Below are 26204 nucleotides of genomic sequence, written 5' to 3' on the forward strand. Positions count from 1 at the left end.
GCGAAAGCCGGAAGGCACAACATTCGCGGCGAGACCTATTCAGCGCGCAAAAGGATGCGGTCCCTCTGACCGCAGGCGCGCGGCGGAAGCGACAAACCTAGCGCAGCACTCGGCAGCGGCCGTTGTAGACCAGCCAGCGGTCGAAGCCCAAGACGCAGAATTCGACATTGTCGCCGATCGAGGCAAAGCCCTGACCTTCCTCGATCAGGTAAAAGATCGAGCGGTCGTGGCCATCCGACAGGTTCACCGTGGCGCGGCAGTAATGGCGGCCGATCGGCCATTCATCGCTCGCCGGCTCGTAGCGATGCTGGCGGATGTTACGGAAATCGGTGATCGCGACCTGCGGCAGATGCGGCACGTGATGCACCTGATAGGAGAAGCGATCGGTGATCTTGTTCAGCACCCAGGCCTCGCCGCAGACGCTGCCGTCGTCCTCGGTGTAGACTGATAGGTCGGCGGCACGCGCCGCCTGGCCGAAGCCCAGCGGAGCGGCAAAGGGAGTGGAGAGCGCAACCAGCGTAGCAAGGGCGGAATGGGCGAAGCGAGTCATGACAGCCTCTCAAGGTCGGTCCCCCACTGTGCGGATTCGCTCGGCGGTGGTCAAGCGGGTGCGAAATAAAGGTTTTTCGGAAGAGACTTTGGGGTTTCCGCCAAACTTCGTTCCCGACATCGCCAGCTCATTGGGTTGTATGGAGATTCAGGTCATGCCAGCATCGCCTGAAACTCCATACAACCTAAAACGTGCCGGCAAGCAGCAGCCCGCCGATGACCGCGATGTTGACCAGGAACGCATTGCGCAGCACCTGGCGCTCCGGTTCCTCGCTCGCCCAAAAACGCAGCACCATGAGGTTCGTCGCCAGCGTGAAGGCGACCAGCGCGCCGGCGGCGAAGGGCCGGGCCATGCCAATGGCAAGCAGGAAACCCGCAATGATCTCGACCGCCGAACCGGCGACCAGCATCAAGGCTGGGGCCGGAAATTTCTGGGCGGCCAGATAGTCGCGCATCGCCCCGAATTTCAGGAAATGCTCGATGCCGGCAAAGACGAAGACGCCACCGATGAGGAGAGTGCCAAGCGCTTGAATGATTTGAACAGGCATGGCGGCCTCCTCTCGACGGCGTGTTTTGCTCCGTTCAGTCCTCGGGGACGAAGGCCGGATTGTAGACAACCTCCCACAGATGATCGTCGGGATCCTGGAAGTAGCCGGCATAGCCGCCCCAGAAGGTCTTTTGCGCCGGCTTGACCACGCGGGCGCCCGCCTTGACGGCCTCGGCCATCACGGCGTCGACCTCGGCCTCGCTGCCGACATTGTGGCCGATGGTAAATTCGGTTGGGCTGCGGCCGCTTTGCGGCACCGTGGCATCCCAGGCGATGTTGGCGCGCTCGTAGATCGCGAATTTCAGGCCCCCGGTGAGTTCGAAGAAGGCGACGGCGCCATGCTCGAATTCCCGGCCGATGATGCCCTCGCTCGGCAGGCCGAGGCCGTCGCGATAGAATTTAAGGGAGGCTTCCAGATCGTCGACGCCGAGCGTCAATACGGTGATGCGAGCTTTCATTTCTCTCACTCCTTTCTATATTCGTGACCACAGCCGCAAACGGATGCGGTCCGATGCGAGCGCGTGAAGCGCCGTGAAGTTCGTCCCTTTTGCCATGGATGACGTCGCCGGCATTGAATATTTCGGCCAAAATGACCGTCACACCGATCCGGCAACTCCCGCTGGAGCAGATCGGAGAGAGAATGGAACCGGTCCTGGCGCAGACCACCGGCTTCTTTCGCGAGCGCCCCGTCGCCGGCGGCCTGGCCGATGCCTTCTCCGCGGTCTGGGTCCACCGCATGGACGAGCGCGCCGTTCCACCCATCGTCATCACGCCGGACGCGACGATCGACCTGCAATGGATCGACGGCCGCTTTCGCGTGGCCGGGCCGGACAAGGAGCCGCAAATAGAGACACCGCCGGCCGGCGCGGTGATCGTGGGCTTCCGCTTCCGTCCGGGCGCCGCCGCCGGCTGGCTGGGCGTGCCGGCCAGCGAGATCGTCGGCGGACGGCTGAGCCTCCACGAATTATGGGGTACGCGTGCCCGCGAACTGTCGGATCGCATCAAGGCTGTGACCGATCTGCCGGCCATGCTGCGGCAGTTGGAAGAGACGGTCGGCATGCGCACCGAAGGCCGCGATGCGCTCGTCCCGCAGATGGGCCGGGCCTTCGACGTGATCCATAAAGGTTTGCCGCCGGAAACGCCGCTGGTTCCGTTCCTGCAGCGCCAGCTGCATATGAGCGAACGGACGCTGCGACGCCGTTTCGAGGATGCCTTCGGCTATGGCCCGAAGACGCTCGACCGCATTCTGCGCTTCCATCGCTACCGGCGCCTGCAACGGCAGCAGGGCGAAGCCTCGACCGCGCTGCTCGCCATCGAGGCCGGCTATGCCGACCAGGCGCATCTGATCCGCGAAAGCCGGCGACCTAACCGGTGTGACGCCTACGGCGCTGGCGTAAGGGAAGGCGGCGCCCTACTCGCCCGCCAGCCAATCGAGCGTCCAGCGCGACGGCTGCCGGACGGCGAGCGCTCTGTGCAGCACCGGCAGCATCACCCGCAATTCGCTCTCCAGCGTATAGGGCGGATTGACCACCACCAGCCCGCTGCCGTCGAGGCTGGGCTCGTCCGAGGCGGGCTGAATCTCGAAGGCGATGTCGAGCAGCTTCGGAATGCCTGTCTCCTTCAGCGTCGCGCGGAAGGTCGTCACCGCCTTGCGATCCTTGATCGGGTACCAGAGCGCGTAGATGCCGCCCGGCCAGCGCCGGTGCGCCTTCTGCAGCCCTTCGACGAGCCTCAAGAACTCGCCCTCCTCCTCAAAGGGCGAATCAATGAGGACGAGGCCGCGCTTTTCCTTCGGTGGCAGTTGCGCGCCGAGCGCCAGCCAGCCGTCAAGCTCGATCACCCTTGCCTGGAAGTCGCCGGCGAAGACGGATTTCAGCCGCGCGGCATCCTCCGGGTGCAATTCGATCGCCGTCAGCCGGTCCTGGCTGCGCAGGAGATCGCGCACGATCAGCGGCGAGCCGGGATAGTGCTTGAGGCCGCCATCGACATTTTGCGCGCACACCGCTTCCAGATAGGGCTGAAGCAGCGCCGCCGCCTGCGGCTCGAGCGTGGCCTCGGCCAGCCGGCCGATGCCGCTCTGCCATTCGCCGGTCTTGCCGGCTTCCACCGAGGCGAGATCGTAGCGGCCGATGCCGGCATGGGTGTCGATGACACGGAAGGCCTTGTCCTTCTGCTTGAGATATTCGACGAGGCGCGCGAGCACGGCATGCTTGACGACATCGGCGAAATTGCCGGCGTGGTAGGCGTGGCGATAATTCATGCGCGCTTACCTCTAGAGAGCATGATGTCGACCGAAAACCGCTTCACGCTTTTCGGCATCATGCTCGTGGCGAACCGTTGCGGCCCCAGCGCGGCGGTGGCGGCTGCGAATTGGGGTTTTGCGGATGGCCACCACCGCGGCGTCCGAAGACCAGCGACAGCGCCAGTCCGGCAAGGCCGACGCCCATCAGCGTATAGCCGGCCGGCTGCGCGCGTTCGTCGATCGAGCCGGTGCCGGCGCGCAGGATGAGATCGACCGCGCGCATGTCGATGCCGTCGGCATCGCCCGGGCCGAGTGTGAAGACGTAAGGTCCGGGCGTGACCGCCTCGATGACGCCGGCCTCGTCGCGAAAGATATTGTCGGGCAGTTGCGGGCTGGTCTGGCGCGGATTGTCGGTGTGGTTGAAGGAGAGCGCCGAGGCTAGAGCCGTGCGGCCGCCATTTGCGGCGGTCAGCGTCAGCACCGTGCGCTGCTGTCCTGCGACCCGTTCGGCCCGCGCGGTCAGATCGACCAGCACCCTCACCGGCGCGTCGCTTGCGGCAAGCTGCACGGTAACGGGCCGGAAGCGGCCTCCCTCATAGACGCGATACGTACCGATCGCGTGGCCGGAAAAATTGCTCATCGCCCAAGGATAGAAGATGCCAATGGCAGCACCGGCGATGAGGAGAAGGACACAAAGGAAGCGCATTCAGAGCCTTGGCTATTTTCTTCGGCTGGCCGCCATTCTTACGAGCGGTTTTCGTCTCGCGCAGCTTCGCGGACCCGCTCCATCTCGTCCAGAAACATTTCCAGGCCAAGCTCGAAAGTCTTGTCGAAGCCAGCGGCGCCGAAATAGGCGCCGGCCTTCATGACACTCGGATAGACGCGCGCCAGCTCCTCGTCGCTGACGGTGGTGACCGCCGAAGGTCCCTTGGCGTAGCCGGCTGTCTCGTCAAGAATCGCGCCCATCAGATAGTAGCCGGCGGCGCGAAACAGACGGGCGCTGAGCTCGCGACCGAAGCCGCCATCCTCGAACAGGCCGATGATGGCGTTCAGCTTGGCGAGGCAGGGTGGCGAGTTCATGCGATAGACAACGATGAAGGGCGCAAAGGCCGGGTGCTCTGTCGCCACACGGCGGAACTCCTGCATGCAAACGCGGGCGCGCTCGCGCCAAGGCAAGCTGTCGTCGGGAATGACGAGGCCGCTCATCTGCCGGTCGACCAGCGCCTCATAGAGATGCGCTTGCGAGGGGAAGTGATGGTAGATGCTCATCGCCTCGCAGCCGAGCCTGGCGGCGAGCTTGCGCATCGAAAAGCCGGAAAGCCCTTCCCGCTCTATCACCTCGAAGGCGGCGTCCTCGATCATCTCGCGGGAGAGTTTTCCGCGGGGTCGCTTTTTTTTGCTCGGTGCATCCATGGCCGCGCTTGACAACTTACACTGTAAGGTTCATCTTCCACATACCTTACATCGTAAGGCTAACAAAAACCAGAGGAGAACATCATGTCAGTCATTCGCATCGTTCCAACCGTGCATTTCTGCCTTCGTTCCGCCTCGCTCATCGCCGCCGCGGGCGTGTTTGCCGCCGTGCTTGGGTCCACGCCCGCCCGGGCCGATGACTATGACGCCGCCGTCAAGGACATCCAGTCGACGATGGGCGGCGTGCCGAGCTTCATCAAACAGTTCCCGAAAGCCGGTCTGCCCGGCGCCTGGGCCGAGGTCAAGGCCATCGAGCTCAGCGACAAGACGGCGCTGACGCCGAAGGAGAAGTCGCTGATCTCGCTGGCGGTCGCGGCTCAGATCCCGTGCAGCTACTGCATCTGGTCGGACACCCAGAACGCCAAACACGCCGGCGCGACCAACGAGGAGATCCAGGAAGCCGTCGCCATGGCGGCGCTGACGCGCCACTGGAGCACCATCTTCAACGGCATGCAGGTCGATTTCGACCAGTTCAAGAAAGAGATGAGCGGAGAATAAAGCTTATCCCGGCAAAGCGGGCGGCGCGACGTCCGCCCGCTTTTTCGCCGCCCCGATCGCTGCTCCAACCAAGCTTGTGGATTCGCCGCCGCCGCTGCGCCAGAGCGTTTCACCGTTTCACGGAAACGGCGAACCGCTCTATCTATTTGTTTTGACGCAATTCCGGACGGAAAACCGCTCACACTTTTCCTGGAATTGCTCTATAGGAACAGCGCCTTGAAAAAGCCGGTGCGGATCCGATATCGGACCGGCGCCGGCCGGGCCGGCATTCGGGAGTTGCCCCCTTTGCTGGCCTTCGGATGGCGCTTCCGCCCGACCGGGCGGCCCGTTGGAGACCTGTTTGAAGCGAGCGATATCGATAATCGTCACTCTGGCGTTGCTGGCATGGCTTGCCAGCGACCAGCGCTGGAAGATGGTCGGCGATGCCTTCGCCTCCATTACGCCCGGCGCCTTTGTGGCGGTCGCGGCGGCGCTGTTCGTCACCTATGTGCTCAGGGCGCTGCGCGTCTGCGACGAATTCCGCGACGATGTGAACGGCCGCTTCGGCGCCACGCTGCGCATCATCCTGATCCACAATGCGATGATCAACATCGTGCCGTTCCGCGGCGGCGAGACGGCCTTCCCGATCCTTTTGCGCCAGGTGTTCGGCGTATCGATCGTGCGCGCCAGCGCTTCGCTGCTGTGGTTCAGGCTGCAGGACGCCTTCGTCGTCGGCGTGCTGGCCTGCCTCGTCTGGCCGGGCCTGCATCCGGCGCTGAGGGCCGCCGGCATCGCGGTACCGATCGCCGCCGCATGGTACCTACCGCGCTGGGCGCGCGCGCCTCACAACTGGACGGCGGGCGGCAGGATAGTCTCGAAACTCGGCAAATTGCGCGACATCTTCACCGAGGCAACGGGGCGCTCGCGCTACGGCTGGTGGTGGACGATCGCCAACTGGGCGCTGAAGCTCGGCGTGCAGGGCTGGCTGCTCGCCATGCTGCTCAACACCTCGTTCCAGACCGCCTTTCCGGGTGCCGTCGGCGCGGAGGCAGCCGCGATCCTGCCGGTGCAGGGCGTCGCCGGCTTCGGCACCTACGAGGCGGGTGCGGCGGCGGCGCTGCTCTATTCCGGCATCGCCATCAAGGACGGCCTGCAGGCGGCGCTTGCGCTGCATCTCTTCATCCTGTGCTCGGCGGTTGCAACCGGTGCGATCGCCTGGCTGTTTCCCTCGAAATCGAGGCTGCCGGAAACCCCGGCGGCGGGACCGGCAAGGAAATGACCGCCATGAATGTGCTTCCCATTCCGGCTTCCGGATTGCCCGAGGGCGCGGTCATGCCCGAGCACAAGCTCTCCATCGTCATCCCGATGTACAACGAGGCCGACAATGTCGAGCCGCTGCTTGTCCGCATCCACCAGGCGATGGAGAGCTACAGCCAGCCCTGGGAAGCGGTGCTGGTCGACGACGGCAGCACGGATGCCACGCCCGCCGAGATCCACCGGCTCGCGGCTCAGTACGGGCCGCATGTGCATGGCGTGGAACTGGTGCGCAACTACAAGCAGACCGCCGCCATGCAGGCCGGCCTCGACGCCGCGCGCGGCGACGTCATCGCGACGCTCGACGGCGATCTGCAGAACGATCCGTTCGACATCCCGCGCATGGTCTATCGCCTGCTGACCGAGGATCTCGACCTCGTCGCCGGCTGGCGCAAGGACCGCAAGGAAGGGTTCTGGATGCGTCGCCTGCCCTCGCGCATCGCCAACAGGCTGATCGCCCGCGTCACCGGTGTTAAGCTCAAGGACTATGGCTGCAGCCTGAAGGTGTTCCGTGGCAGCGTCATCCGCAGCGTGCGGCTCTATGGCGAAATGCACCGCTTCATCCCAGCGTGGCTCGCGACAGTGACGACGCCTCGCCGCATCGCCGAGGAGGTGGTGACGCATCACGCGCGCATCCACGGCCAGTCGAAATACGGCATCTCGCGCACTTTCCGCGTGGTGCTGGACCTCGTCTTCATGTTCTTCTTCCTGCGCTACCGCACGCGGCCCGGCCATTTCTTCGGCGGCATCGGTATCGTGCTCGGCGTGCTCGGCTCGCTGATCCTTGCCTACCTCTTTGCGATCAAGGTTTTCTGGGGGCAGGATATCGGCACTAGGCCGATGCTGATCACCGGCTTCTTCCTGGTGATCGCCGGGCTGCAGGCGGTGACGTCAGGCGTGCTCGCCGAGATGCTGTCGCGCGTCTATCTGGAGGCCAACGGCGCGCTCGCCTATGTGGCGCGGCCGCAGCCCGCGCATAGCGAGGGCGACGGCTGGCATTGGCCGAGCAAGCCGGGGACCGAAAAGGCGAAGCGACGCCGGAAATGAGCCGGCCAACCGGGCGTCGACAGCAGCCGCGTTGCCAATCACGTCCGTGTGGTAACCCGCTCAGCCGGTACCGTCCTGCCGGTTCCGACAATCCTGATCCGCATTCTTCCCCCGCCGCATGAGCTTGGCCCTGTCTAGCGCAAAAAGGGCGGCACTTGCGACTCCGGAGTCGATCAATCGGCGGCAGGGCTGGCTGGCCGAACCGCCAGTCCCGCCTGCTCCAACCGTTCGACGAGCCAGGCGATACCTGCGTCCATCATCGCGACCTTCGGCACCAAGGCGGTGATCTGAAAGCGCGGCAACGTCACAGGGGCGTCGACGGCGCTGACGCCGAAGCGGCACCCATGCATGCCCACGAAACGACGCGGCAGTGCCGAGACGAAGTCCGTTTCGGCCAGCACGGCAAGCGCGAACATGAAATTGGGAACGGTGAGCGCGATGCGCCGCGACCGGCCATGCGCGGCAAGCGCGGTATCGACGAAGCCCTGCGCATCGCCTGTCTGCGATACCACGAGGTGATCCATGGCGCAGTATGCCTCGATGCCAGTGTCCTGCAAAAACCGGTGTCCGGCGCGCATGGCGATGACGAAAATCCTCTTCATAGAGCGTGCGTCGAAGAAAGCGCTCGGGCGCATCGGCGACCGGGATGACCGCCACATCCATGACCCTTGCCTCAAGCTCGGCGATGACATCGCTCCAGGCGGGCAATGGCGAGGTCTCGCCTTGTCTCGGCAGCAACTGGCGGATGCCGATGTCGATGCCCGGGGCGCTTCGATGCAGGACTTCGAGCAGCGGCGGCAGGAGGACCGCGGAGGCGCCGTCGGGCGCACCGATGACGAAGCGGCGGCTGGAGCGGCTTGGATCGAAGGGCTCAGCGCTGGCGACGACGTTTCTCACGCGCGCCAGAATTTCGCCGACGGGCGCGGCGAGCTCCAGCGCGCGGTTGGTCGGCACAACGCCCCTTGGCGTGCGCAGGAACAGCGGGTCGCCGAGCAGGCCGCGCAGCCGGCCGAGGCCATGGCTGACCGCCGACGGCGACAGATTCAGCCGCGACGCGGAGCGGCTGACATGGCGCTCCTCCATAACGGTCTCGAACAGGACCAGCAGGTTGAGGTCGACGCGAGATAGATCAATTTCGTGCAGCATATTGCTGAAATCATATCACTGAATTCATCTCGGTTGAAGTGAGATCCTTCCGGCATCGGTCGGATGCGAAGTCCGTCTGGCTTGATTGCCAAGTTTTTCGAGGAGATTTCTCTATGTCCAAATCCATAAACACGACCGGCAAGGCCGGCGCGCCGCTCAAGCCGAAAGTTCGGAGCAAGACAATTTCCAGGCGGCTGGCGCTGGCGGCGCCGCTCGCCCTGCCGCTGGCGATGCAAGCTGCCGCAAGCAAAGCCGCGCCGCAGGCGGCCATAGACGACGCGGCTCTGAAGAAGCTTCTGGCAAGGGCGGAGGCGCCCAGTTCGGCCTTCATGCGTGGCGACATGAAAGCCTATCTCAACCTGATCGAGATCGCGCCCGACTTCACCTTGATGCAGCCCTTCGGCGGTCCGTTCTCAAGAGGTTTCGACAGAAGCTCCAAGCATCTGGCCGAACTCGCCAGCTACTTCCAGGACGGCGGGGTAAGGATGGAACTGGTGCAAGCTTACGCATCGGGCGACATGGCAGTACTCGCGGTGATCGAGTGGGGGCATGGCAAGGTCGGTGGTCTGGAGCAGGAATGGCCGCTCAGGGTGACGCTGGTTTTCCGCCGCGAAGACGGCGACTGGCTGCTGGCACACCGGCACGCCGACCCGCCGTCCAGAAGATCAGCCTGGAGCAGCTGTCAGTGCTGGCAAAGGGCTGACGGCAGCAAAGACGCTTCGGTTCGGCGGGCGGCGGAAGTCTGGGCGCCGGACCGATGGTGAAGAGATGCTAAGCCTTGCGCTCCCAGCGCCGGTCCGGCGTCTGCTGCCAGTAGGTCACGGCGTGGCCGGCTTCCTTCATCGTCTTCCAATGGCCGCGGGCGGCTTGGAGCTGTGCCGCGTCATGGCCATCGAACAGGAAGACGGCGCGCTCATATCCCGATAGCTCGGGCGGGCTGGCGCCGTCGACGAGGAAACGGATCTGCGCTGCGTTCTGGTTGCCTTCGCCCGTGGTGAGCAGGATCGGCTGTTCGGCCGGATAGGCCTCGCGGTCGGTGGCATGCGCCAGGAAAGAATCGTCGCGGAAAGTCCACAGATGCTGGTCGAGCGCGTCGCGCCGCTCCTCCGTGCCGGTCTGCACCACCGCGCGCCAGCCACGATCGAGGCTGCGCTCGAGCAGGCCGGGCAGAGCCTCCTCCAGGGTCGATTCGGTCAAATGGTAAAACAGGATGTCGGCCATCCCCTACCCTTCATAGTGATCGCGCACCAGCCTATCGAGCAGCCTCACGCCGAAACCCGAGCCCCAGGACTGGTTGATCTCACTGGACGGCGCGCCCATCGCGGTACCGGCGATGTCGAGATGCGCCCAGGGCGTGTCCTTGACGAAGCGCTGCAGAAACTGCGCAGCGATGATGGCGCCGCCATATCGGCCGCCGATATTCTTCATGTCGGCGTTCTTGGAATCGATCAGCTTGTCGTATTCGGGACCGAGCGGCATGCGCCAGACCCGCTCCTGGCTGGCTTGACCTGCGCCGAACAGCCGGCCGGCGAGCTCGTCATTGTTGGAGAACAGGCCGGCATAGTGCTGGCCGAGCGCTACCATGATGGCGCCGGTCAGCGTCGCCAGGTTGATCATGAATTTCGGCTTGAAACGGTCGTTGGCATACCAGAGCGCGTCGGCCAGAACGAGGCGGCCTTCGGCGTCGGTGTTCAACACTTCGATCGTCTGACCCGACATCGAGGTGACGATATCGCCGGGGCGCTGGGCATGACCGTCGACGGCGTTCTCGACGAGGCCGATGACGCCGACGACATTGGCCTTGGCCTTGCGCGCGGCGAGCGCGTGCATCAGCCCGGTGACGGCGGCCGCTCCGCCCATGTCGCCTTTCATGTCTTCCATGCCCGAGGCCGGCTTCATCGAATTGCCGCCAGTGTCGAAGGTGACGCCCTTGCCGATGAAGGCAAGCGGCGCGTCCTTGGCCTTGCCGCCGTTCCAGCGCATCACCGCGATGCGCGCGCCGCGCGGCGAGCCCTGGGCGACGCCGAGCAGCGAGCCCATGCCGAGCTTCTTCATCTCTTTTTCAGCCAGGATCTCGACCTCGACGCCGAGCTGCTCCAGCGCCTTGACGCGCTCGGCGAATTCGACCGGCCCCAGCGCATTGGCCGGTTCGTTGACGAGCTCGCGCGCAAGCAGAACGCCGTCCACCACCGCTTCCTCGCCGGCGAAGGCCTTCTTCGCGGCCGCGGGGTCGGCGCAATGGATGGTTATCTTGGCCGGCTTTGCCGCCCCGGCCTTCTTGGTAGCAGCCCCCTTTGCATCGGCCCCCTTGGTATCAGTTTGCCCGTCTTCCTTGTCCTTCCTGGTCTTGTATTTATCGAAGGAATAGCTGCGCAGCAGGATGCCGGCGGCAAGGCCGGCCGCCTGGCGACCATCGGGCTGCAGATCGGGTAGATCGAGGACAATGGCCACCTCGGTTGCCTTGCGCAGCGAACTTGCAACGACGCCGCCGAGCTTCAGCCAGGCATTGTCGTCGAGGTTTGAGACGTTGCCGGCGCCGATCGCCACGAGCCGGTCGACAGATGTTCCTTCCGGCGCCAGCACCTCGACCGAGCTAACGAACTTGCCGGAAAAATCCGCGACCGGAAAGGCACGCGTAAGCGCGCCGGCCGGATCGCAGGCCTTCGCCGCCTCGCCGAGCCCGCCGCCGTCGGCGGCGAACAGGAAAACGCTGCCCTTTTTCGGCGCGGCGAATTTGGCAAAGGAAATGGAGGGTCTCGGCGTCATCAGGTCCTGCTTTCGGGGATAGCCGTGGGGTGTCGGCGAAGGTTTGGCAAGCGTGCGCGACATTTGGTCGTTTTCAGCCATTTGGCAAGACTTGGCCGAAATCGCTGTCTATATCAGGGCCACAATAGACAAAGGATTCGCCTCGGCACGGCGTTAGGTTGCTGCCGTAACCTGCTGTTAGCCATCGATGTTCTGCATTTCTTATCCATTGGCGCGGAGACTCCGCCGCGCCGGGGCACGCGGCGTGGGGCGACAATCCGGAGCGAGCCGCCTATGACCCAGTTGTGTGCGCGTCGCTGGATCACTACTTTGTCGGCGGGCATGATGCCGTTCGGCAAAATCGAGAAAAGCCTTCATGAAGGTCGTTGAACGCTACATCATGCGCCGGGCGCTGACGATGTTCCTCGCCGCGCTGGCCTGGACGCTGGCGATCGTTTGGACGACGCAGGTGCTGGCCAAGATCGACCTCGTCACCGACAATGGCCAATCGGCGCTGACCTTCTTCGAGGTCGCGGCGCTCATCATCCCCTCCATCATCCCGATCGTGGTGCCGTTCGCCCTGGTGGTGGCGGTGGCGCAGACGCTGAGCGCCATGAACACCGATTCGGAGCTGGCCGTGCTCAGCGCCGCGGGCGCCTCGCGCTGGACGATCGCGCGGCCGATCCTGCTGCTCGCGGCTTTTGCTTGCGCATTCTCCTTCATCGTCGACAACGCGATCGACCCCTACGCCAGGCAGAAGAACCGCCAGCTGGTGGCGGCTTCGCGCGCCGACCTCGTGTCGCTGATCATCCAGGAAGGCACGTTCCGCAAGATCGACGATGGCCTCTACCTGCAGGTCGGCGAACGGCTTCCCGGCAACCGGCTGGGCGGCATCTTCGTCGCCGATTCGCGCGAGGAAGGCGCCAGCCTCACCTACTACGCCAAGACCGGCAGCATCGTCGAAAAAGGCGACGAGAAGGTGCTGATGATGAATGACGGTGTCATCAACCGCAAATCGGCGACCGGCGACCTTTCCGTCATCCGCTTCACCTCTTACGCCTTCGACATGTCGGCCTTCATGTCGGCGGCGAACGACATCACGCTTTTGCCGAAGGACCGCACGACCGCGTATCTGCTCAACCCGGATCCCAACGACAAGATGTTCCAGCGCGAACCGGGCAGCTACCGTGCGGAGCTCAACGAGCGCTTCGCCGAATGGTCCTATTCGCTGGTGTTCGCGCTGATCGCGCTTGCGGTGGCGGGCGACGCGCGCTCGCATCGCGAAGCACGCATCAATCCGCTGATCACGGCAATCGCGATCGCGCTTTTCGTGCGATGGCTGGGCTTCTTCGCCGCCGGTAAAGCCGACAAGCTCTGGTACTATGTCTACCTGCTCTACGGCATACCACTTATCGCTTCCGCGGTTTCGATCTGGTTCATCGTCTCGTCCCGCACTATGGAATTGCCGGTCAGCTGGGCCGACTGGCTGACGGGCCTTGCCAAGCGCGCCGGCGAAAACTGGACGACATTCAAGCTCTGGCTCGCCCGGCGCACTTCGGGCCAGGGAGCCTGACCATGGGCTGGACGCTGGGCCGCTACTTCTTCTTCCGCTACGTCTCGATCACGTTCTGGTTCTTCCTGGGCCTGCTGGCGCTGGTGTTCCTGATCGACTTTACCGAGCTGTCCGGGCGCACGACCGGGCTGCCCGGCTTCACCTACGGCATAGCCTTCGCCATTTCGGCGCTCAGGATGCCGATGATCATGCTGCAGACGGTGCCGTTCGTCGGGCTGTTCTCGGCGATGGCGACGCTGGTGTCGCTCAACCGCCGCTATGAGCTGGTCATCGCGCGTTCGGCAGGCGTTTCGGCCTGGCAGTTCCTGTTCCCCTGCTGCGTCGGCGCGCTGATGTTCGGCGTGCTGTCGGTCGCCATCATCAACCCGATCGCCGCGCATGGCTTTTCCTGGTCCGAGCAGATGGAGAACGACCTCAGGGCCGGCAAGTCGAACGCGGTCACGACCAACGTCACGCCGTGGCTCAGGCAAAAGACCGAATCGGGCGACACCATCATCGGTGCCCGCGCCATCCTCAACCAGGGGCTGGAGATGGCGGATGCGGTGTTTTTCATCCTCGGCCCGCAGGGCGACATTGCGGAGCGCAAGGATGCCGCCAAGGCCTTCCTGCGCGACGGTTACTGGGAATTGCAGGACGTCAAGGTCTTCAAGGGGGGCAATATCCAGGCGCTGGCGTCGGACAAGGTGCCGACCAATCTCAAGCCGGAATTCGTACAGGAGCGCCTGGCGCGCCCGGAAACCATCCCCTTCTACGAGCTGCCGCGCAAGATCGAGGTTGCCCGCTCCTTCGGGCTCAAGGCAAACGCCTTCGCCATGCAATTTGATTCGCTGGTGGCGTTGCCGTTTCTTCTGGTCGCCATGACGCTGATTGCTGCAACGGTTTCAATGCGATTTGCGCGAATGGGGCAGTCGGCAACGATGATTCTGGGTGGCGTCGTGGCCGGCTTTCTGCTTTATGTCGTTTCGGTACTGGTTAAGGCATTCGGTGTAGCCGGATTCGTGCCTACGGTGGTGGCTGCATGGGTTCCGGTTGTCGTGGCTATGTTCTTTGGGGTGACGTTTCTGCTATACAAGGAAGACGGCTAGTGAGGGAGGCGGTTTTGCGCAGCCATAGGCAGGCCGGTTTGGCACGCCTCTATGGGGCGACCGCTTTGGCATGCCTGTTCGCTTGTGCGGTGCCGACGGCACCCGCCCTGGCGCAGCAGATTACTGCCAAGCCCATCCCCTCCGGCACGCAGATGCTGCTGGCCGCCGATACGCTTGTCTATGACAATGACAAGCACACGGTGACGGCCGTCGGCGGCGTGCAGATCGACTATGGCGGCAACAAGCTGGTCGCCCAACGTGTGGTCTATAATCGCGACACCAAGCGCCTCGTCGCCAGCGGTGCCGTCGAGCTGATCAACAGCGACGGCACCAAGGTCAATTCCGACCATATCGACATCACCGACGATTTCGCCGACGGTTTTCTCAACGCGCTGCGCGTCGAGACGATCGACAAGGCTTATTTCGCCGCCGAGAGCGCCGAGCGCATGGGCGGCGTGCTCACCACCTTCCACAACGGCGTCTACACCGCCTGCGAACCTTGCGAGGACAAGCCGGACAAAGCGCCGACCTGGCGCGTCAAGGCGCGAAAGATCATCTGGAATGGCGAGAAGAAGACGGTCCGCTTCGAGAACTCGAATTTCGAATTCTTCGGCTTCCCGCTAGCCTACCTGCCGGCCTTCGAGATCGCCGACCCGACGGTGAAGCGCAAAAGCGGCTTCCTGATCCCCGGCATCGTCTACAACAACCATCTCGGCGTCGGCGTCAAAGTCCCCTATTATTTCGCCCTGTCTCCGACCTATGACCTGACCGTCACCGGCAGCGGCTATACCAAGCAGGGTTTCCTCGGCGAGGCCGAGTGGCGCCAGCGCTTCAACAACGGCCAGTACACGCTGAAGATCGCCGGCATCAATCAGCAGGATCCCGACGCGTTTATCAACAGGAATACCCTCGATATTAACCAAGGCCATACGGTTAATTCCGGCCCCGTAGGCGACCCTAACAAGTTCCGCGGCATGATGGGCACCAAGGGCCAGTTCGCCATCAACGAGCGCTGGGATTTCGGCTGGGACGTGCTGCTGCAGACCGACAAGAATTTTTCGCGCACCTACAACATCGAAGGCTATAGCGATCTCGTCCACCAGTCGTCGATCTATCTGACGGGCTTGAGCGACCGTAATTATTTCGACGTGCGCGCCATGCGCTTCGAGGTGCAGGAAGACACGCTTTCCAGCGATCCAACGGCGCGCTCCGCCAAGCAGCCCTGGGTGCTGCCGTCGCTCGACTATGCCTATATTCCCGACACGTCGGTGGCGGGCGGCCAGTTGTCGTTCAACGTCAATATGCGCGTCATCAGCCGCAATCGGCTGGACGCCGTGCTCGTAGATCCCGCTGTCGCTACTTCCATCAACAATGTGCGAGGCATCGAAGGCGAGTCGAGCCGGCTGAGCGCGGAAGCCGAGTGGAAGCGCACCTTCACCACGGATGGCGGCCTGCAACTGACGCCGTTGCTGGCGTTTCGCGGCGACGCCGGTTATGTCAACGCCAATTCGGCTTCGCTCGCCGCCGTCAACCAGATGGGGACGAATCTCGGCGAAGACGTCGACATGCGTTCCTCGCTGGCCCGCTACATGGCCACTCTCGGCCTCGAGGCGCGGTGGCCGCTGCTGTTCTCGATGGCGAGCTCCAGCCATGTCCTGGAGCCAACGGCGCAGGTCTTCGTGCGTCCGAACGAGCAGTATGTCGGCGGATTGGCCGTCCCCAACGAAGACGCGCAGAGCTTCGTCTTCGACGCTACGACGCTGTTCGAGCGGGATAAATTCTCCGGTTATGACCGGATCGAAGGCGGCACGCGCGCCAATGTCGGCTTTCGGTACTCGGGTGCCTATGACAATGGCTGGGCCACGAACGCCATCTTCGGCCAGTCATACCAGCTCGCCGGCGAAAACTCCTTTGCCGCACCCGATCTCGTGAATGCCGGGGCCGAGTCCGGCCTCGATAAGCGGACTTCGGATTATGTCGGCCTTGTCGGCTTCAACAGTCCGAGCGGTTTCTCCGGCTCGCTGAGCGGGCGTTTCGACGAGCAGACCTGGGAGGTCAGGCGCGCCGAAGTGAAGGCCGCCTATTCCGGCCTGCCGATATCGCTCAGCGCCAAATATGCCTTCATCGAGGCGCAGCCGCTCTATGGCTTCGCCACCGACCGCCATGAGGTCACGCTCGGCGCCTCGACGCATCTGGCGCAGAACTGGCGGCTGTTCGGCACCGGCACCTACGACCTGGAGACAAATGTGCTGGTCAAGGACGGCGTCGGCTTCGCCTATAACGATTCCTGCTTCACCTACATCATGACGTATTCGCAGACGCGCGACACCGTCACGAAGGAAGTGTCGCAGAACATCGGTTTCAACCTGTCGTTCCGCACGCTCGGCGAGTTCGGTTCGTCAACAAGCGCGGTCGATACCATCCAGTGACCAAGCGGCAGGCGCCCGGCCTCCGAGCCGTGCGTCGGCTGGGGCGCTGATGGGGGCTTTGGTCTTGATTTGGAGCGTGTTCCTTCGAAAATGGGGCTGATTATCGGCGCCATGCACCGGCGACATCGTTTCGCCGCATAAGATAGGCATGGGGTCAAGTGCATCGCGCAGGCGTTCGGAGGACGCGCAGCGCCTTTCGTTGCGGGGAAAATTGGAAGGTAAGATGAGGAAATACCTGTTTTCAGCGGGATTCGCGCTTCTGGTGGCGGCCGCTTCGGTTTCGGTCACGGCTGTCGTGCAACCTGCTTTCGCCTCGGAGATCAAGTATGTCGTCAACGGCATCCCGATCACCTCCGGCGACATCGCGCACCGCGCCGCCTTCTTCAAGCTGCAGCATAAGAAAGGTGATGCCAAGGAGGAGATGATCGACCAGACGCTGCGGCTGGCCGAGGCCAAGCGCCTCGGTATCCGCATCTCCGATCAGCAGGTCGACGCTGCCTACCAGCGCTTCGCATCGGGCAACAAGATGCCGCTGGCGAAGCTCGATGCGATCATGGCGCAATCGGGCGTTACCAAGGAACACTTCAAGGAATTCATCCGTGCCCAGATGGCCTGGAACCAGGCGCTCAGCGCGCGCTACCGCTCCGGCGAAGGCGGATCGGTGACCGAGCAGGACGCCGTGCGGCGCATGCTCGACAAGGGCGGCGCCAAGCCGACCGCGACGGAATACATGCTGCAGCAGGTGATCTTCGTGGTACCGGCTTCGGAGCGCTCCGCCACGCTCGCCAAACGCAAGCGCGAGGCCGATGCCATGCGCGCCCGCTTCAGCGGCTGCAACACCACGCGCGAGTTCGCCAAGGGCCTGCTCGATGTCACCGTGCGCGACCTCGGCCGCGTGCTGGCGCCGCAATTGCCTTCCGACTGGGCCGAGCAGATCAAGGCGACCAAGGTCGGCGGCGCGACGCCGACGCGCGAGACCGAACGCGGCGTCGAGTTCATCGGTATCTGCTCCTCGCGCGAGGTCTCCGACGACAAGGCCGCGCAAATGGTGTTCCAGGCCGAGGGCAGCAACGACAAGGACGCCGACGAGCTCAGCAAGAAATATGTCGCCGAGCTGCGCCAGAAGGCCAAGATCGTCGAACGCTAGAGCGACGAGCGTGTCTCGACACCGCAACAAGTTCACCTTCCGCCGATGCGTCAGCCGTCCGATCCGCGCGTTCGCATGAGCGGACAGAGGACCGATGCCCCGCTTGCGCTCAGCGTTGGCGACCCCTCCGGCATCGGGCCCGAGATCGCCATTGCCGCCTGGCAGGCGGGCGACAGCGCCGGCGTGCCGCCCTTCTATCTCATTGCCGACCCCGCTTTGATCGAAGCCCGCGCGCAGCTGGTCGGTGCGAATGTCACGATTGCCGAGACGCTGCCGGGGCAGGCAGCGCATCACTTTGCCCGGGCCCTCCCCGTCGTACCGCTCGATGCGCGCCATTTCGACAGCGCGGGAGAGCCGGACCCGGCCAATGCCGCCGGCACGATCGAAGCTATCGACCGCGCCGTCGCGGACTGCCTCGCCGGCCGCGCCGCGGCGATGGTCACTTGCCCGATCGCCAAGAAGCCGCTCTATGATGCCGGGTTTGGCTTTCCCGGCCACACCGAATATCTGGCGCATCTGGCCTCGCGGCACACCGGCAGGGACGTGACGCCGGTGATGCTGCTGGCCGGACCGGATCTGCGGACCGTTCCGGTGACCATCCACATCGCTTTGGCCGACGTGCCGAAGGTGCTCACGACGGAGCTGATCGTCACCACCGCGCGCATCACCGCCGCCGATCTTAAGAGCCGTTTCGGCATCGCCCGGCCGAGGCTCGCGATCGCCGGGCTCAACCCGCATGCCGGCGAAGGCGGCGCGATGGGCTCCGAGGATGCGGCGATTGTCGCCCCGGCGGTCGAGATGTTGAAAGCGGAAGGCATCGACGCGGTCGGGCCGCTGCCGGCGGACACAATGTTTCATCCGCGTGCGCGCGCCTCCTATGACGCGGCGCTCTGCATGTATCACGACCAGGCGCTGATCCCGGCCAAGACCTTAGCCTTCGACGAGGCGGTGAACGTGACGCTTGGTCTGCCCTTCATCCGAACCTCGCCCGATCACGGCACCGCTTTTGACATCGCCGGCAAAGGCATAGCGCGCCCCGACAGCCTGATCGCCGCGCTGAGGCTGGCGCGCCGGCTGGCCGACAGCGGACGGCGGGTCGCCGCCGCATGAGGCTCAATTGAACGGGCGCACCACGATCGACGGGTTGCCGCCGCTGCGCGAAGTTATCGAGCGGCACGGCCTGCAGGCCAAGAAGGCGCTCGGGCAGAATTTTCTGCTCGACCTCAACCTGACGGGCAGGATCGCGCGCGCGGCCGGCGATCTCGGCAAGGCGACGGTGATCGAGGTCGGCCCAGGTCCCGGCGGACTGACACGCGCACTGCTCTTCAATGGTGCGCATCGCGTGATCGCCATCGAGCGCGACGAGCGCTGCCTGGAGGCACTGGCAGAGGTCTCCAGCCATTATCCTGGCCGGCTCGAGATCATTCCCGGCGATGCGCTGAAGACGGATTTTACCGCGCTTGCCGGCGGGGCGAACGGCGGGCCGGTGAAGATCGTCGCCAACCTGCCCTACAATATCGGCACCGAGCTTCTGATCCGCTGGCTGACTGTGGCCGACTGGCCGCCCTTCTACCAGTCCATGACGCTGATGTTTCAGCGCGAGGTGGCGGAGCGCATCACCGCGGGGCCGGGCAGCGACGCCTACGGCCGGCTCGGCGTCCTGGCCGGCTGGCGCACCGAGGCGAAGATCGCCTTCGACGTGCCGCCGCAGGCGTTCACGCCGCCGCCAAAGGTCACCTCCTCCGTCGTGCATCTGATGCCGCGGCAGTCTCCCCTGCCCACGGACGCAAAAAAGCTCGGCCGCGTCACTGAAGCCGCCTTCGGACAGCGCCGCAAGATGCTGAGGCAAAGCGTGAAAAGCCTGGGCGGCGAGGCGTTGCTGACGCGGGCCTGCATCGACCCGACGCGGCGGGCGGAGACGCTGAGTGTGGAGGAGTTCGTCAGGTTGACCAACGCGGTTTGATCGCCGGCGCCGTACTGGAACGCAGAACCTGACGCCACAGATAGGCAGGACGAAACCAGCCGGAGCCCGCAATGCCAGTCTATGTCATTTCCGACGTCACGATCCGCGACAGGGAGGCGTTCGAAACCTACCGAACTCGCGCCGCGGCTTCCATCGCCGCGCATGGCGGACGCTATCTCGTTCGTGGCGGCGAGGTGGAGACACTGGAGGGAAGTTGGAAACCCGAGCCGCTCATCGTCGTCGAATTTCCCGACATCGAGACCGCGCGGCGCTGGTATCGCTCTGGCGAATACGCGGACGCACTTGAGGTTCGCGATGTTGCGCTCAGCCGCAACCTCATTCTGGTCGACGGGATCAGTTCGTGACGCGGCGAACGCAGTCGAAGGCCTCAAGCTGTCGCCGCGCATGGGCGCAATTTTGAGGGATGGCGACGCAAAAGGATTGAGCGGCGACGAACGCAGGGCGTTGAACAGGGAACAAGCTCGGCGCAACCAAGCATACGATGTGTGGTTTCGCGCCAAGGTGCAGCAAGCGCACGACGACAGCCGCCCTGACGTTCCTGACGATCAAGCTGAGGCGCTTTTTGCCGAGAGACGGGCGGCAGCGGGTCGCAAATAGAGGTCTGGTTCACCTTGCTTTTTGTACCGCCACAGCCCGGCGCTGCCCCTCATCGAGATCCTTCGGGCCACCTTCTCCCCGTAAACGAGAGAAGGAAAGATCACTCGGTCCTCTCGTCCAGCAAGCCCGAAATAAAATCGAACAGCCCCGGCCGACGGTCGCGGCGAAGCCGCTCCGCCGTGACGATCGCGCGGACCTCGGCGAAGGCGCGGTCGAGATCGTCGTTGACGATGACGAAGTCGTATTCCTTCCAATGCTCGATCTCGAGGCGAGCGTTCTTCAGCCTGGTCTCAATGACCGATTCCTGGTCCTCGGCGCGGCGCTTCAGACGCGCCTTCAATTCCTTCATCGACGGCGGCAGGATGAAGATGGAGACGATGTCGGCGCGCATCTTCTCCTTGAGCTGCTGGGCGCCCTGCCAGTCGATGTCGAAGAGCATGTCGCGCCCTTCGGCCAGTGCCACCTCCGCCGGCTCGCGCGGCGTCGCATAGCAATTGCCGTGAACCTCCGCCCATTCGAGCAGCGCGTCGGAATCGCGCAGCCGCTCGAACTCGCGCATGGAGCGGAAGTGATAGTGGACGCCCTCGATCTCCGAGCCCCGGCGCGGCCTCGTGGTGACGGAGACCGATAGCTCAAGGCTTGAATCGCTTTCCAGAAGATTGCGCGCGATCGTCGACTTGCCGGCGCCCGACGGCGACGACAGCACCAGCATCAATCCGCGGCGGCGGATGCGGGACCCCAGGTCCCTGGCGGCCGTCGGCTCCTTGGCAACCATTCCCGTCACTCCAGATTCTGAACCTGCTCGCGAAACTGGTCGACCACCGCCTTAAGCTCCAGCCCGATCGCGGTGACCGCGGCGGCGTTCGATTTGGAGCATAAGGTATTCGATTCGCGATTGAATTCCTGCGCGAGAAAATCGAGCTTGCGGCCAACGGCGGCGCCGCTTTTGAGCAGCACCCGCGCCGAGGCGACATGAGTCTTCAGCCGGTCGATCTCCTCGCGTATGTCGGCCTTGGTGGCGAGAAAGGCCGCCTCCTGGTGCAGCCGGACGGCATCGAGACTGGCCGAGGCGTCCATCAACAGACGCAGTTGCTCGGAAATGCGCTCGCGGATCGCGGCGGGCTCGCGCGAGGGATCGGCCTCGGCCTTCAATGTCAGCGCCTCGATGGCCTCGATATGGCCTGCAAGCAGCGCGCCAAGTGCCGCGCCCTCGCTGCGGCGCGCCTGTTCCAGCCCGTCAAGCGCCGCCTCGAGCGCCGACAGGATCGCGGCGTCGAGAGCTGCCCGCTCCTCCTCGGTTTCGACGGCTTCGGGAATGTCGAGCACGCCGCGCAGGGAGAGCAGGCCGTCGGCGGTGGCTGGCTGGGTACCGAACTGCTCCTGCAAGCGCTTGGCCAGACCCGCCAGGTCCTTGAGGAACGCCTCGTTGACCACCGGCTGGGCTTGCTTTGCGGCGGCGCGGCCGACGGTCAATGTCGCCTGGAAATTGCCGCGCGCGAAACGCCTCTGAACGGTCTGTCGGACAGCCGTCTCCAGGCGGTCGAATCCCTGTGGCAATCTCAATCTCACCTCGGCGCTCTTGCCGTTCACCGATTTCACCTCCCAAGCGATCGAGGTGCCGTCGCTCTCGGCGGCGGACCGCGCAAAACCGGTCATGCTTTGCAGGCTCATTGCCCTGTCGTCCCCCTGTCGCAGCCAAGGCATCCGCGGCCCAGCGCTGCGCGCCCCAGAAATCGCCGGACGATCGGCCGGCGCCCCTAAAAACATGAATACGGCCCCGCGTCAAAGGACGCGTGCGGCAAGCTTAAAGCGCATCGAGCCGAGACTGATTCAGGCGACGCGTTTCAAGTCTCTGTCTGATGCATGTCGTTTCCCAAAAAAGCTGCGCACTTTTGGGGGCATGAATTGCGCCTACTGCGCTGCGTCGCCGCCCTTCTCGCCGTTCTCGTCTTTGCCTCCGGCGTCGCCGCTATCGGTGTTGCCATCGGGAGCAGCCGGCGCCGTTGTCTGGCCGGAAGCCTTGGCGGCGGCATCCGCCTGCTTCTTCTGCAGCGCCCGGTAGCGGGCGACGTTCTGGTTGTGCTCCTCCAGCGTCGCTGCGAAGACGTGGCCGCCATTGCCGTCGGCGACGAAATAGAGATCGTCGGTCTTCGACGGATTGGCGACCGCTTCGAGCGCCGCACGGCCCGGATTGGCGATCGGCGTCGGCGGCAGGCCCTTGATCATGTAGGTGTTGTAAGGCGTCTGCTTGTCGAGGTCCGACTGGTAGATCGGCCGGTCGGCGGGCTTTCCCTTGCCGCCGAACAGGCCGTAGATAATGGTCGGGTCCGACTGCAGCCGCATGCCCTTGGCCAGGCGGTTGAGGAATACTGCGGCGACCCGCGAACGCTCGTCGCTCCGGCCCGTTTCCTTTTCGACGATCGAGGCGAGCGTGACGAAGTCGTCGATGTTGGCGATCGGCAGGTCGGGCGCGCGATGCGACCATACATCTTCGACCAGCTTCTTCTGGTCGGCGATCAGCTTATCGATCATCTGTTGCCTTGTGGCGCCCCGGGTGAAGCGCAGCGTGTCGGTGGCGATGCTGCCCTCAGGCGGCAAGGTCGCCGGCATGTCGCCGGTAAGCGCCTCCTGATCGGCCACGCGCTGCAGCGCCTGCTCGACCGTCAGCCCTTCGGGAATGGTGAGCGAGTACATCACCGACTTGCCGCTCTTGAAGAGTTCCATGATGTCGCGCATCGAGGCGCGCGGCTTGATCGCGTATTCGCCCGCTTTCAGCGCCGATTCATTGCCGGTGACGCGCACTCCGAGCCGGAAGATGCGGGCATCGCTGATCAGGCTGCGGCGTTCGAGTTGGTCGGCGATCTCCTGCACGCCGGTGTTCGGCTTGATCATGAAGGTGTCGCCATTGGCGGACGGACCGGGCTCGACGAAAGCCTGCATGCCGAAATAGAGCGCCGCACCCGAGGCGAGCACCACCAGGATCACCAAGGAGAGGAAGAAATTCAGGAACACGACGACCTGGCTGCGCGAGGCGCGCGAACGCTTCGACGGCGGCGGCGTGCCGGCTTCCGGGCGCAGCGCCTCGGCGGCGGTCTTCGGCACGATCGGCCCCTTCGTGCCTTGCCGTCCGAATTCCCCGTCGCTCGGATTAGTGTTCATGACGCCCTGCCCGTCTGATCTTGCAACGAATCCCTCGCCGAAAAGCTAAGGGCGAATTTGGCAAAAATGACGGCAGTTGGCGGACTGCCGATTGTCTGTCTCCGAGCAATCCCGGAGGGAAACCGCGCACTCTCCGTAGGACTGCTCCGGTTGCTACTCAGCCACTATACCGCTGGAACACGAGCGAGGCGTTGGTGCCGCCGAAGCCGAACGAATTCGACAGCGCGACGTCGATCTGGCGCTGGCGCGGCTTGTTCGGCACGAGATCGATCGCCGTCTCGCGTTCCGGATTGTCGAGGTTGATGGTGGCGGGCGCAATGTTGTCGCGGATGGCGAGGATCGAGAAGATAGCTTCGGCGGCACCGGCGGCGCCCAGCAGATGGCCGACCGACGACTTTGTCGACGACATCGAGATCTTGGAGGCGGCATTGCCGACCAGCCGCTCGACCGCGCCAAGCTCGATTGTATCGGCCATTGTTGAGGTGCCGTGGGCATTGATGTAGTCGACGTCGGCCGCCGAAAGCTTCGCCCGGTTCAACGCTGCCGTCATGCAGCGGAAGGCGCCGTCGCCGTCCTCGGCGGGGGCGGTGATGTGGTAGGCGTCGCCCGTCAGCCCATAGCCGGTGACTTCCGCATAGATCTTGGCGCCGCGCGCCTTGGCGTGCTCGAGCTCTTCCAGGACGACGACGCCGGCGCCCTCGCCCATGACGAAGCCGTCGCGGTCGCGGTCATAGGGACGCGAAGCGGTTTCGGGGGTGTCGTTACGCTCGGTGGAGAGCGCGCGGCAGGCGGCGAAACCGGCAATCGACAGCCGGGTGATCGGCGCTTCCGCACCGCCCGCCACCATGACGTCGGCGTCGCCCCACATGATCAGCCTGGCCGCGTCGCCGATGGCGTGCGCGCCGGTCGAGCAGGCGGTGACCACGGCATGGTTCGGGCCTTTCAGGCCGTGACGGATGGAGACCTGGCCCGAAACCAGGTTGATGATCTGTCCGGGGATGAAGAAGGGGCTGATGCGGCGCGGGCCGCGGTCCTTCAGGATCATCGCGTTTTCTGCGATGCCGTCGATGCCGCCGATGCCGGAGCCGATCAGCACGCCGGTGGCGCACCGGTCCTCATGCGTTTCGGGCTTCCAGCCGGAATCTGCCATCGCCTCGTCGGCGGCTGCGATGCCGTAAAGGATGAAGTCGCCGATCTTGCGCAGCTCCTTCGGCTCGAGCACGGCCTCCGGATTGAAGGTTCCGTTCGAGCCGTCGCCACGCGGGATGATGTGGGCGATCTTGCAGGCAAGATCGTCCACCTCGAATTCGGTGACGCGGCGGCAGGCGCTGCGGCCGGAAAGCAATTCCCGCCAGCTGTGCTCGACGCCCATGCCAAACGGCGAAAGCAGGCCAAGGCCCGTGACGACGACACGCCTCATCGCAGGTCCTCCCCGATATTGCCTGCGAAAGACCTCAGGCCGAGGCCTTGTCGATATACTTTACGGCGTCGCCGACGGTCAGGATGGTCTCGGCGGCATCGTCCGGAATCTCGACGCCGAATTCTTCTTCGAACGCCATGACGAGTTCAACCGTGTCGAGGCTGTCCGCGCCCAGATCGTCGATGAAGCTCGCCTGCTCCGTCACCTTGTCGGCATCGACGCCGAGATGCTCGATGACGATCTTCTTGACGCGCTCTGCGGTGTCACTCATTTGGGGCAATCCTCGTCTTAGGTTGTCTATCTTCGTTAGCGGGCGGAATGCCGCTAATCAAGCTGAAAGATGGTCTTGCGGGCAACGCAACGCCACAGGACCGGTTTTTGCCCGAACCGCCGGGTTGCGGGCCGCATTACACGAAAAATGACGGGCGTCCAAGCCGAAATGGCTGTTTTCACAGGCCCCGGCCCCGGCCTCCCGCCAGGTCATTGCCCCCCTTAGATCATCGCCATGCCGCCATTCACATGAATGGTCTGGCCTGTGACGTAAGCCGCCTCATTGGAAGCAAGGTAGGCGACGGCGGACGCGACCTCGGCGCTGGTGCCCATGCGCCTAGTCGGGATCGCGGCCATGATCGTCTCTTTCTGCTTGTCGTTGAGCTTGTCGGTCATGGCCGATTCGATGAAGCCCGGAGCGACGCAGTTGACGGTGATGTTGCGGGTGGCGATCTCCTGCGCCAGCGACTTGGAGAAGCCGATCATGCCGGCCTTGGAGGCGCAGTAATTGGTCTGGCCGGGATTGCCGGTGACGCCGACCACCGAGGTGATGTTGATGATGCGGCCATGGCGGCGGCGCATCATCGGATGCGTCAGCTCGCGGGTGAGCCTGAACACGGCGGTGAGGTTGACCTCGATCACGCTGTCCCAGTCGGCGTCCGACATGCGCACAAACAAGCCGTCCTTTGTGATGCCGGCATTGTTGACCAGGATGTCCACGCCCTCGAGCTCGGCTTCCGCCTTCTGCCCGAGCGCCTTGACCGCGTCGCGGTTCGTCAAATCAGCCGGAAACAGCTTTACACGATCGCCGAGCTCGCGGGCCAACGCCTCGAGCTTTTCAACGCGCGTGCCGTGCAGACCAACGATCGCGCCCTGGCTATGCAGCACCCTGGCGATCGCTTCGCCGATGCCTCCCGATGCCCCGGTGACGAGCGCCTTGCGGCCGGTCAGTTCGAACATTTTTCTCTCCTGATCTCAGAGAGGCACCCTTGGCACAGGT

Annotated in this window: 26 protein-coding genes and 2 pseudogenes; 13 read left to right on the top strand and 15 right to left on the bottom strand. The window is 64.2% G+C overall.

Translation table 11 applies throughout. The annotated features are described in order from the left end of the window. Nucleotides 1-97 precede the first annotated feature (97 nt). From O7A05_RS17300 to O7A05_RS17310, 3 genes are all read right to left on the bottom strand, one after another. On the bottom strand, nt 98-550 hold the full coding sequence (locus O7A05_RS17300; RefSeq protein WP_337094243.1) for a hypothetical protein: 453 nt from the start codon (nt 548-550) through the stop codon (nt 98-100). Nucleotides 551-734: 184 nt separating this feature from the next. Next, entirely contained in the window at nt 735-1097 is a 363-nt protein-coding gene (locus O7A05_RS17305; protein ID WP_337094244.1) for a DoxX family protein, read from the bottom strand. 34 nt (nt 1098-1131) lie between these two features. Then, nucleotides 1132-1554: a VOC family protein gene (locus O7A05_RS17310; protein WP_337094245.1), complete on the bottom strand. Its 423-nt coding sequence runs from the start codon at nt 1552-1554 to the stop codon at nt 1132-1134. Nucleotides 1555-2270: 716 nt separating this feature from the next. Here O7A05_RS17310 and O7A05_RS17315 point away from each other — a divergent pair. After that, nucleotides 2271-2399, top strand: a pseudogene (locus O7A05_RS17315) (AraC family transcriptional regulator); the annotation flags it as partial. A 108-nt stretch (nt 2400-2507) separates the two neighbouring features. Here the strand turns inward: O7A05_RS17315 and O7A05_RS17320 are convergent. From O7A05_RS17320 to O7A05_RS17330, 3 genes are read right to left on the bottom strand one after another with little or no spacing between them, the layout of a single operon-like run. Beyond that, nucleotides 2508-3356, bottom strand: coding sequence for a 23S rRNA (adenine(2030)-N(6))-methyltransferase RlmJ (locus O7A05_RS17320; RefSeq protein WP_337094246.1), 849 nt, complete (start codon nt 3354-3356; stop codon nt 2508-2510). Between the two features lie 58 nt (nt 3357-3414). Beyond that, complete coding sequence (locus O7A05_RS17325) at nt 3415-4044, bottom strand: hypothetical protein (RefSeq protein WP_337094247.1); 630 nt, start codon at nt 4042-4044, stop codon at nt 3415-3417. 38 nt (nt 4045-4082) lie between these two features. Next, entirely contained in the window at nt 4083-4700 is a 618-nt protein-coding gene (locus tag O7A05_RS17330) for a TetR/AcrR family transcriptional regulator (protein WP_337094248.1), read from the bottom strand. A 135-nt stretch (nt 4701-4835) separates the two neighbouring features. On the opposite strand from O7A05_RS17330, the gene O7A05_RS17335 reads away from it, so the two are divergent. The 3 genes from O7A05_RS17335 to O7A05_RS17345 all read left to right on the top strand — a co-directional run bounded on the left by O7A05_RS17335 (nt 4836) and on the right by O7A05_RS17345 (nt 7649). After that, nucleotides 4836-5309 carry a carboxymuconolactone decarboxylase family protein gene (locus tag O7A05_RS17335; protein WP_337094249.1) on the top strand — a complete coding sequence of 158 codons (474 nt, stop codon included), beginning with the start codon at nt 4836-4838 and terminating at the stop codon, nt 5307-5309. A gap of 340 nt (nt 5310-5649) precedes the next feature. Then, on the top strand, nt 5650-6567 hold the full coding sequence (locus O7A05_RS17340; RefSeq protein ID WP_337094250.1) for a lysylphosphatidylglycerol synthase domain-containing protein: 918 nt from the start codon (nt 5650-5652) through the stop codon (nt 6565-6567). Between the two features lie 5 nt (nt 6568-6572). Further along, on the top strand, nt 6573-7649 hold the full coding sequence (locus tag O7A05_RS17345; RefSeq protein WP_337094251.1) for a glycosyltransferase family 2 protein: 1077 nt from the start codon (nt 6573-6575) through the stop codon (nt 7647-7649). A 173-nt stretch (nt 7650-7822) separates the two neighbouring features. Here the strand turns inward: O7A05_RS17345 and O7A05_RS17350 are convergent. Next, nucleotides 7823-8795, bottom strand: a pseudogene (locus O7A05_RS17350) (LysR substrate-binding domain-containing protein). Nucleotides 8796-8908: 113 nt separating this feature from the next. On the opposite strand from O7A05_RS17350, the gene O7A05_RS17355 reads away from it, so the two are divergent. Further along, complete coding sequence (locus O7A05_RS17355; protein ID WP_337094252.1) at nt 8909-9559, top strand: YybH family protein; 651 nt, start codon at nt 8909-8911, stop codon at nt 9557-9559. 7 nt (nt 9560-9566) lie between these two features. On the opposite strand, the gene O7A05_RS17360 is transcribed toward O7A05_RS17355, so the two are convergent. Both O7A05_RS17360 and O7A05_RS17365 read right to left on the bottom strand, forming a co-directional pair. Continuing rightward, the gene (locus O7A05_RS17360; protein WP_337094253.1) at nt 9567-10016 is read right to left on the bottom strand and encodes a DNA polymerase III subunit chi; all 450 of its coding nucleotides are present in this window, start codon (nt 10014-10016) and stop codon (nt 9567-9569) included. Nucleotides 10017-10019: 3 nt separating this feature from the next. Next, nucleotides 10020-11561 carry a leucyl aminopeptidase gene (locus tag O7A05_RS17365; RefSeq protein ID WP_337094254.1) on the bottom strand — a complete coding sequence of 514 codons (1542 nt, stop codon included), beginning with the start codon at nt 11559-11561 and terminating at the stop codon, nt 10020-10022. Between the two features lie 355 nt (nt 11562-11916). Between O7A05_RS17365 and lptF the strand changes: the two genes are divergently transcribed. The 8 genes from lptF (at nt 11917) to O7A05_RS34445 (ending at nt 20355) form a co-directional block, all read left to right on the top strand. Beyond that, nucleotides 11917-13113: an LPS export ABC transporter permease LptF gene (lptF, locus tag O7A05_RS17370; protein ID WP_337094255.1), complete on the top strand. Its 1197-nt coding sequence runs from the start codon at nt 11917-11919 to the stop codon at nt 13111-13113. A gap of 2 nt (nt 13114-13115) precedes the next feature. After that, a complete protein-coding gene (lptG, locus tag O7A05_RS17375) occupies nt 13116-14198 on the top strand; it encodes an LPS export ABC transporter permease LptG (protein ID WP_337094256.1) in 1083 nt (360 codons plus the stop codon). Beyond that, nucleotides 14198-16627: an LPS-assembly protein LptD gene (locus O7A05_RS17380; protein WP_337094257.1), complete on the top strand. Its 2430-nt coding sequence runs from the start codon at nt 14198-14200 to the stop codon at nt 16625-16627. The genes lptG and O7A05_RS17380 overlap by 1 nt, the downstream gene beginning before the upstream one ends. A 223-nt stretch (nt 16628-16850) precedes the next feature. Further along, nucleotides 16851-17774, top strand: coding sequence for a peptidylprolyl isomerase (locus tag O7A05_RS17385; RefSeq protein WP_337094258.1), 924 nt, complete (start codon nt 16851-16853; stop codon nt 17772-17774). A 75-nt stretch (nt 17775-17849) separates the two neighbouring features. After that, nucleotides 17850-18884, top strand: coding sequence for a 4-hydroxythreonine-4-phosphate dehydrogenase PdxA (gene pdxA / locus O7A05_RS17390; protein WP_337094259.1), 1035 nt, complete (start codon nt 17850-17852; stop codon nt 18882-18884). Nucleotides 18885-18891: 7 nt separating this feature from the next. After that, nucleotides 18892-19737 carry a 16S rRNA (adenine(1518)-N(6)/adenine(1519)-N(6))-dimethyltransferase RsmA gene (gene rsmA / locus O7A05_RS17395; protein ID WP_337094260.1) on the top strand — a complete coding sequence of 282 codons (846 nt, stop codon included), beginning with the start codon at nt 18892-18894 and terminating at the stop codon, nt 19735-19737. A 71-nt stretch (nt 19738-19808) separates the two neighbouring features. Then, entirely contained in the window at nt 19809-20102 is a 294-nt protein-coding gene (locus tag O7A05_RS17400; RefSeq protein WP_337094261.1) for a DUF1330 domain-containing protein, read from the top strand. A gap of 40 nt (nt 20103-20142) precedes the next feature. After that, nucleotides 20143-20355 (top strand): antitoxin PaaA2 family protein, encoded by a 213-nt coding sequence (locus tag O7A05_RS34445; RefSeq protein ID WP_415927021.1) that lies wholly within the window; start codon nt 20143-20145, stop codon nt 20353-20355. 100 nt (nt 20356-20455) lie between these two features. Here O7A05_RS34445 and gmk read toward each other — a convergent pair whose 3' ends face one another. The 6 genes from gmk to fabG form a co-directional block, all read right to left on the bottom strand. After that, nucleotides 20456-21130, bottom strand: coding sequence for a guanylate kinase (gmk, locus tag O7A05_RS17410; RefSeq protein ID WP_337094262.1), 675 nt, complete (start codon nt 21128-21130; stop codon nt 20456-20458). A gap of 5 nt (nt 21131-21135) precedes the next feature. Further along, complete coding sequence (locus O7A05_RS17415) at nt 21136-22026, bottom strand: YicC/YloC family endoribonuclease (protein ID WP_337094263.1); 891 nt, start codon at nt 22024-22026, stop codon at nt 21136-21138. Between the two features lie 240 nt (nt 22027-22266). Further along, nucleotides 22267-23514, bottom strand: a complete 1248-nt coding sequence (gene mltG / locus O7A05_RS17420) for an endolytic transglycosylase MltG (RefSeq protein WP_337094264.1) — start codon at nt 23512-23514, stop codon at nt 22267-22269. A gap of 157 nt (nt 23515-23671) precedes the next feature. After that, nucleotides 23672-24934, bottom strand: a complete 1263-nt coding sequence (gene fabF / locus O7A05_RS17425; RefSeq protein WP_337094265.1) for a beta-ketoacyl-ACP synthase II — start codon at nt 24932-24934, stop codon at nt 23672-23674. Between the two features lie 34 nt (nt 24935-24968). Beyond that, the gene (locus O7A05_RS17430; protein WP_006203723.1) at nt 24969-25205 is read right to left on the bottom strand and encodes an acyl carrier protein; all 237 of its coding nucleotides are present in this window, start codon (nt 25203-25205) and stop codon (nt 24969-24971) included. Between the two features lie 221 nt (nt 25206-25426). Further along, entirely contained in the window at nt 25427-26164 is a 738-nt protein-coding gene (gene fabG, locus O7A05_RS17435; protein WP_337094266.1) for a 3-oxoacyl-[acyl-carrier-protein] reductase, read from the bottom strand. Nucleotides 26165-26204: the final 40 nt, after the last annotated feature.

Source organism: Mesorhizobium argentiipisi (SeqCode) (assembly GCF_037179585.1).
GTDB classification, from domain to species: Bacteria; Pseudomonadota; Alphaproteobacteria; order Rhizobiales; family Rhizobiaceae; genus Mesorhizobium; species Mesorhizobium argentiipisi.

What these genes read in the sequence shown, in the direction of transcription:
- O7A05_RS17300 (WP_337094243.1), bottom strand. Translation starts at nt 550, where the DNA reads ATGACTCGCTTCGCCCATTCCGCCCTTGCTACGCTGGTTGCGCTCTCC.
- O7A05_RS17305 (WP_337094244.1), bottom strand. Translation starts at nt 1,097, where the DNA reads ATGCCTGTTCAAATCATTCAAGCGCTTGGCACTCTCCTCATCGGTGGC.
- O7A05_RS17310 (WP_337094245.1), bottom strand. Translation starts at nt 1,554, where the DNA reads ATGAAAGCTCGCATCACCGTATTGACGCTCGGCGTCGACGATCTGGAA.
- O7A05_RS17320 (WP_337094246.1), bottom strand. Translation starts at nt 3,356, where the DNA reads ATGAATTATCGCCACGCCTACCACGCCGGCAATTTCGCCGATGTCGTC.
- O7A05_RS17325 (WP_337094247.1), bottom strand. Translation starts at nt 4,044, where the DNA reads ATGCGCTTCCTTTGTGTCCTTCTCCTCATCGCCGGTGCTGCCATTGGC.
- O7A05_RS17330 (WP_337094248.1), bottom strand. Translation starts at nt 4,700, where the DNA reads ATGATCGAGGACGCCGCCTTCGAGGTGATAGAGCGGGAAGGGCTTTCC.
- O7A05_RS17335 (WP_337094249.1), top strand. Translation starts at nt 4,836, where the DNA reads ATGTCAGTCATTCGCATCGTTCCAACCGTGCATTTCTGCCTTCGTTCC.
- O7A05_RS17345 (WP_337094251.1), top strand. Translation starts at nt 6,573, where the DNA reads ATGAATGTGCTTCCCATTCCGGCTTCCGGATTGCCCGAGGGCGCGGTC.
- O7A05_RS17355 (WP_337094252.1), top strand. Translation starts at nt 8,909, where the DNA reads ATGTCCAAATCCATAAACACGACCGGCAAGGCCGGCGCGCCGCTCAAG.
- O7A05_RS17360 (WP_337094253.1), bottom strand. Translation starts at nt 10,016, where the DNA reads ATGGCCGACATCCTGTTTTACCATTTGACCGAATCGACCCTGGAGGAG.
- O7A05_RS17365 (WP_337094254.1), bottom strand. Translation starts at nt 11,561, where the DNA reads ATGACGCCGAGACCCTCCATTTCCTTTGCCAAATTCGCCGCGCCGAAA.
- lptF (WP_337094255.1), top strand. Translation starts at nt 11,917, where the DNA reads ATGAAGGTCGTTGAACGCTACATCATGCGCCGGGCGCTGACGATGTTC.
- lptG (WP_337094256.1), top strand. Translation starts at nt 13,116, where the DNA reads ATGGGCTGGACGCTGGGCCGCTACTTCTTCTTCCGCTACGTCTCGATC.
- O7A05_RS17385 (WP_337094258.1), top strand. Translation starts at nt 16,851, where the DNA reads ATGAGGAAATACCTGTTTTCAGCGGGATTCGCGCTTCTGGTGGCGGCC.
- pdxA (WP_337094259.1), top strand. Translation starts at nt 17,850, where the DNA reads ATGAGCGGACAGAGGACCGATGCCCCGCTTGCGCTCAGCGTTGGCGAC.
- O7A05_RS17400 (WP_337094261.1), top strand. Translation starts at nt 19,809, where the DNA reads ATGCCAGTCTATGTCATTTCCGACGTCACGATCCGCGACAGGGAGGCG.
- O7A05_RS34445 (WP_415927021.1), top strand. Translation starts at nt 20,143, where the DNA reads ATGGGCGCAATTTTGAGGGATGGCGACGCAAAAGGATTGAGCGGCGAC.
- gmk (WP_337094262.1), bottom strand. Translation starts at nt 21,130, where the DNA reads ATGGTTGCCAAGGAGCCGACGGCCGCCAGGGACCTGGGGTCCCGCATC.
- O7A05_RS17415 (WP_337094263.1), bottom strand. Translation starts at nt 22,026, where the DNA reads ATGAGCCTGCAAAGCATGACCGGTTTTGCGCGGTCCGCCGCCGAGAGC.
- mltG (WP_337094264.1), bottom strand. Translation starts at nt 23,514, where the DNA reads ATGAACACTAATCCGAGCGACGGGGAATTCGGACGGCAAGGCACGAAG.
- fabF (WP_337094265.1), bottom strand. Translation starts at nt 24,934, where the DNA reads ATGAGGCGTGTCGTCGTCACGGGCCTTGGCCTGCTTTCGCCGTTTGGC.
- O7A05_RS17430 (WP_006203723.1), bottom strand. Translation starts at nt 25,205, where the DNA reads ATGAGTGACACCGCAGAGCGCGTCAAGAAGATCGTCATCGAGCATCTC.
- fabG (WP_337094266.1), bottom strand. Translation starts at nt 26,164, where the DNA reads ATGTTCGAACTGACCGGCCGCAAGGCGCTCGTCACCGGGGCATCGGGA.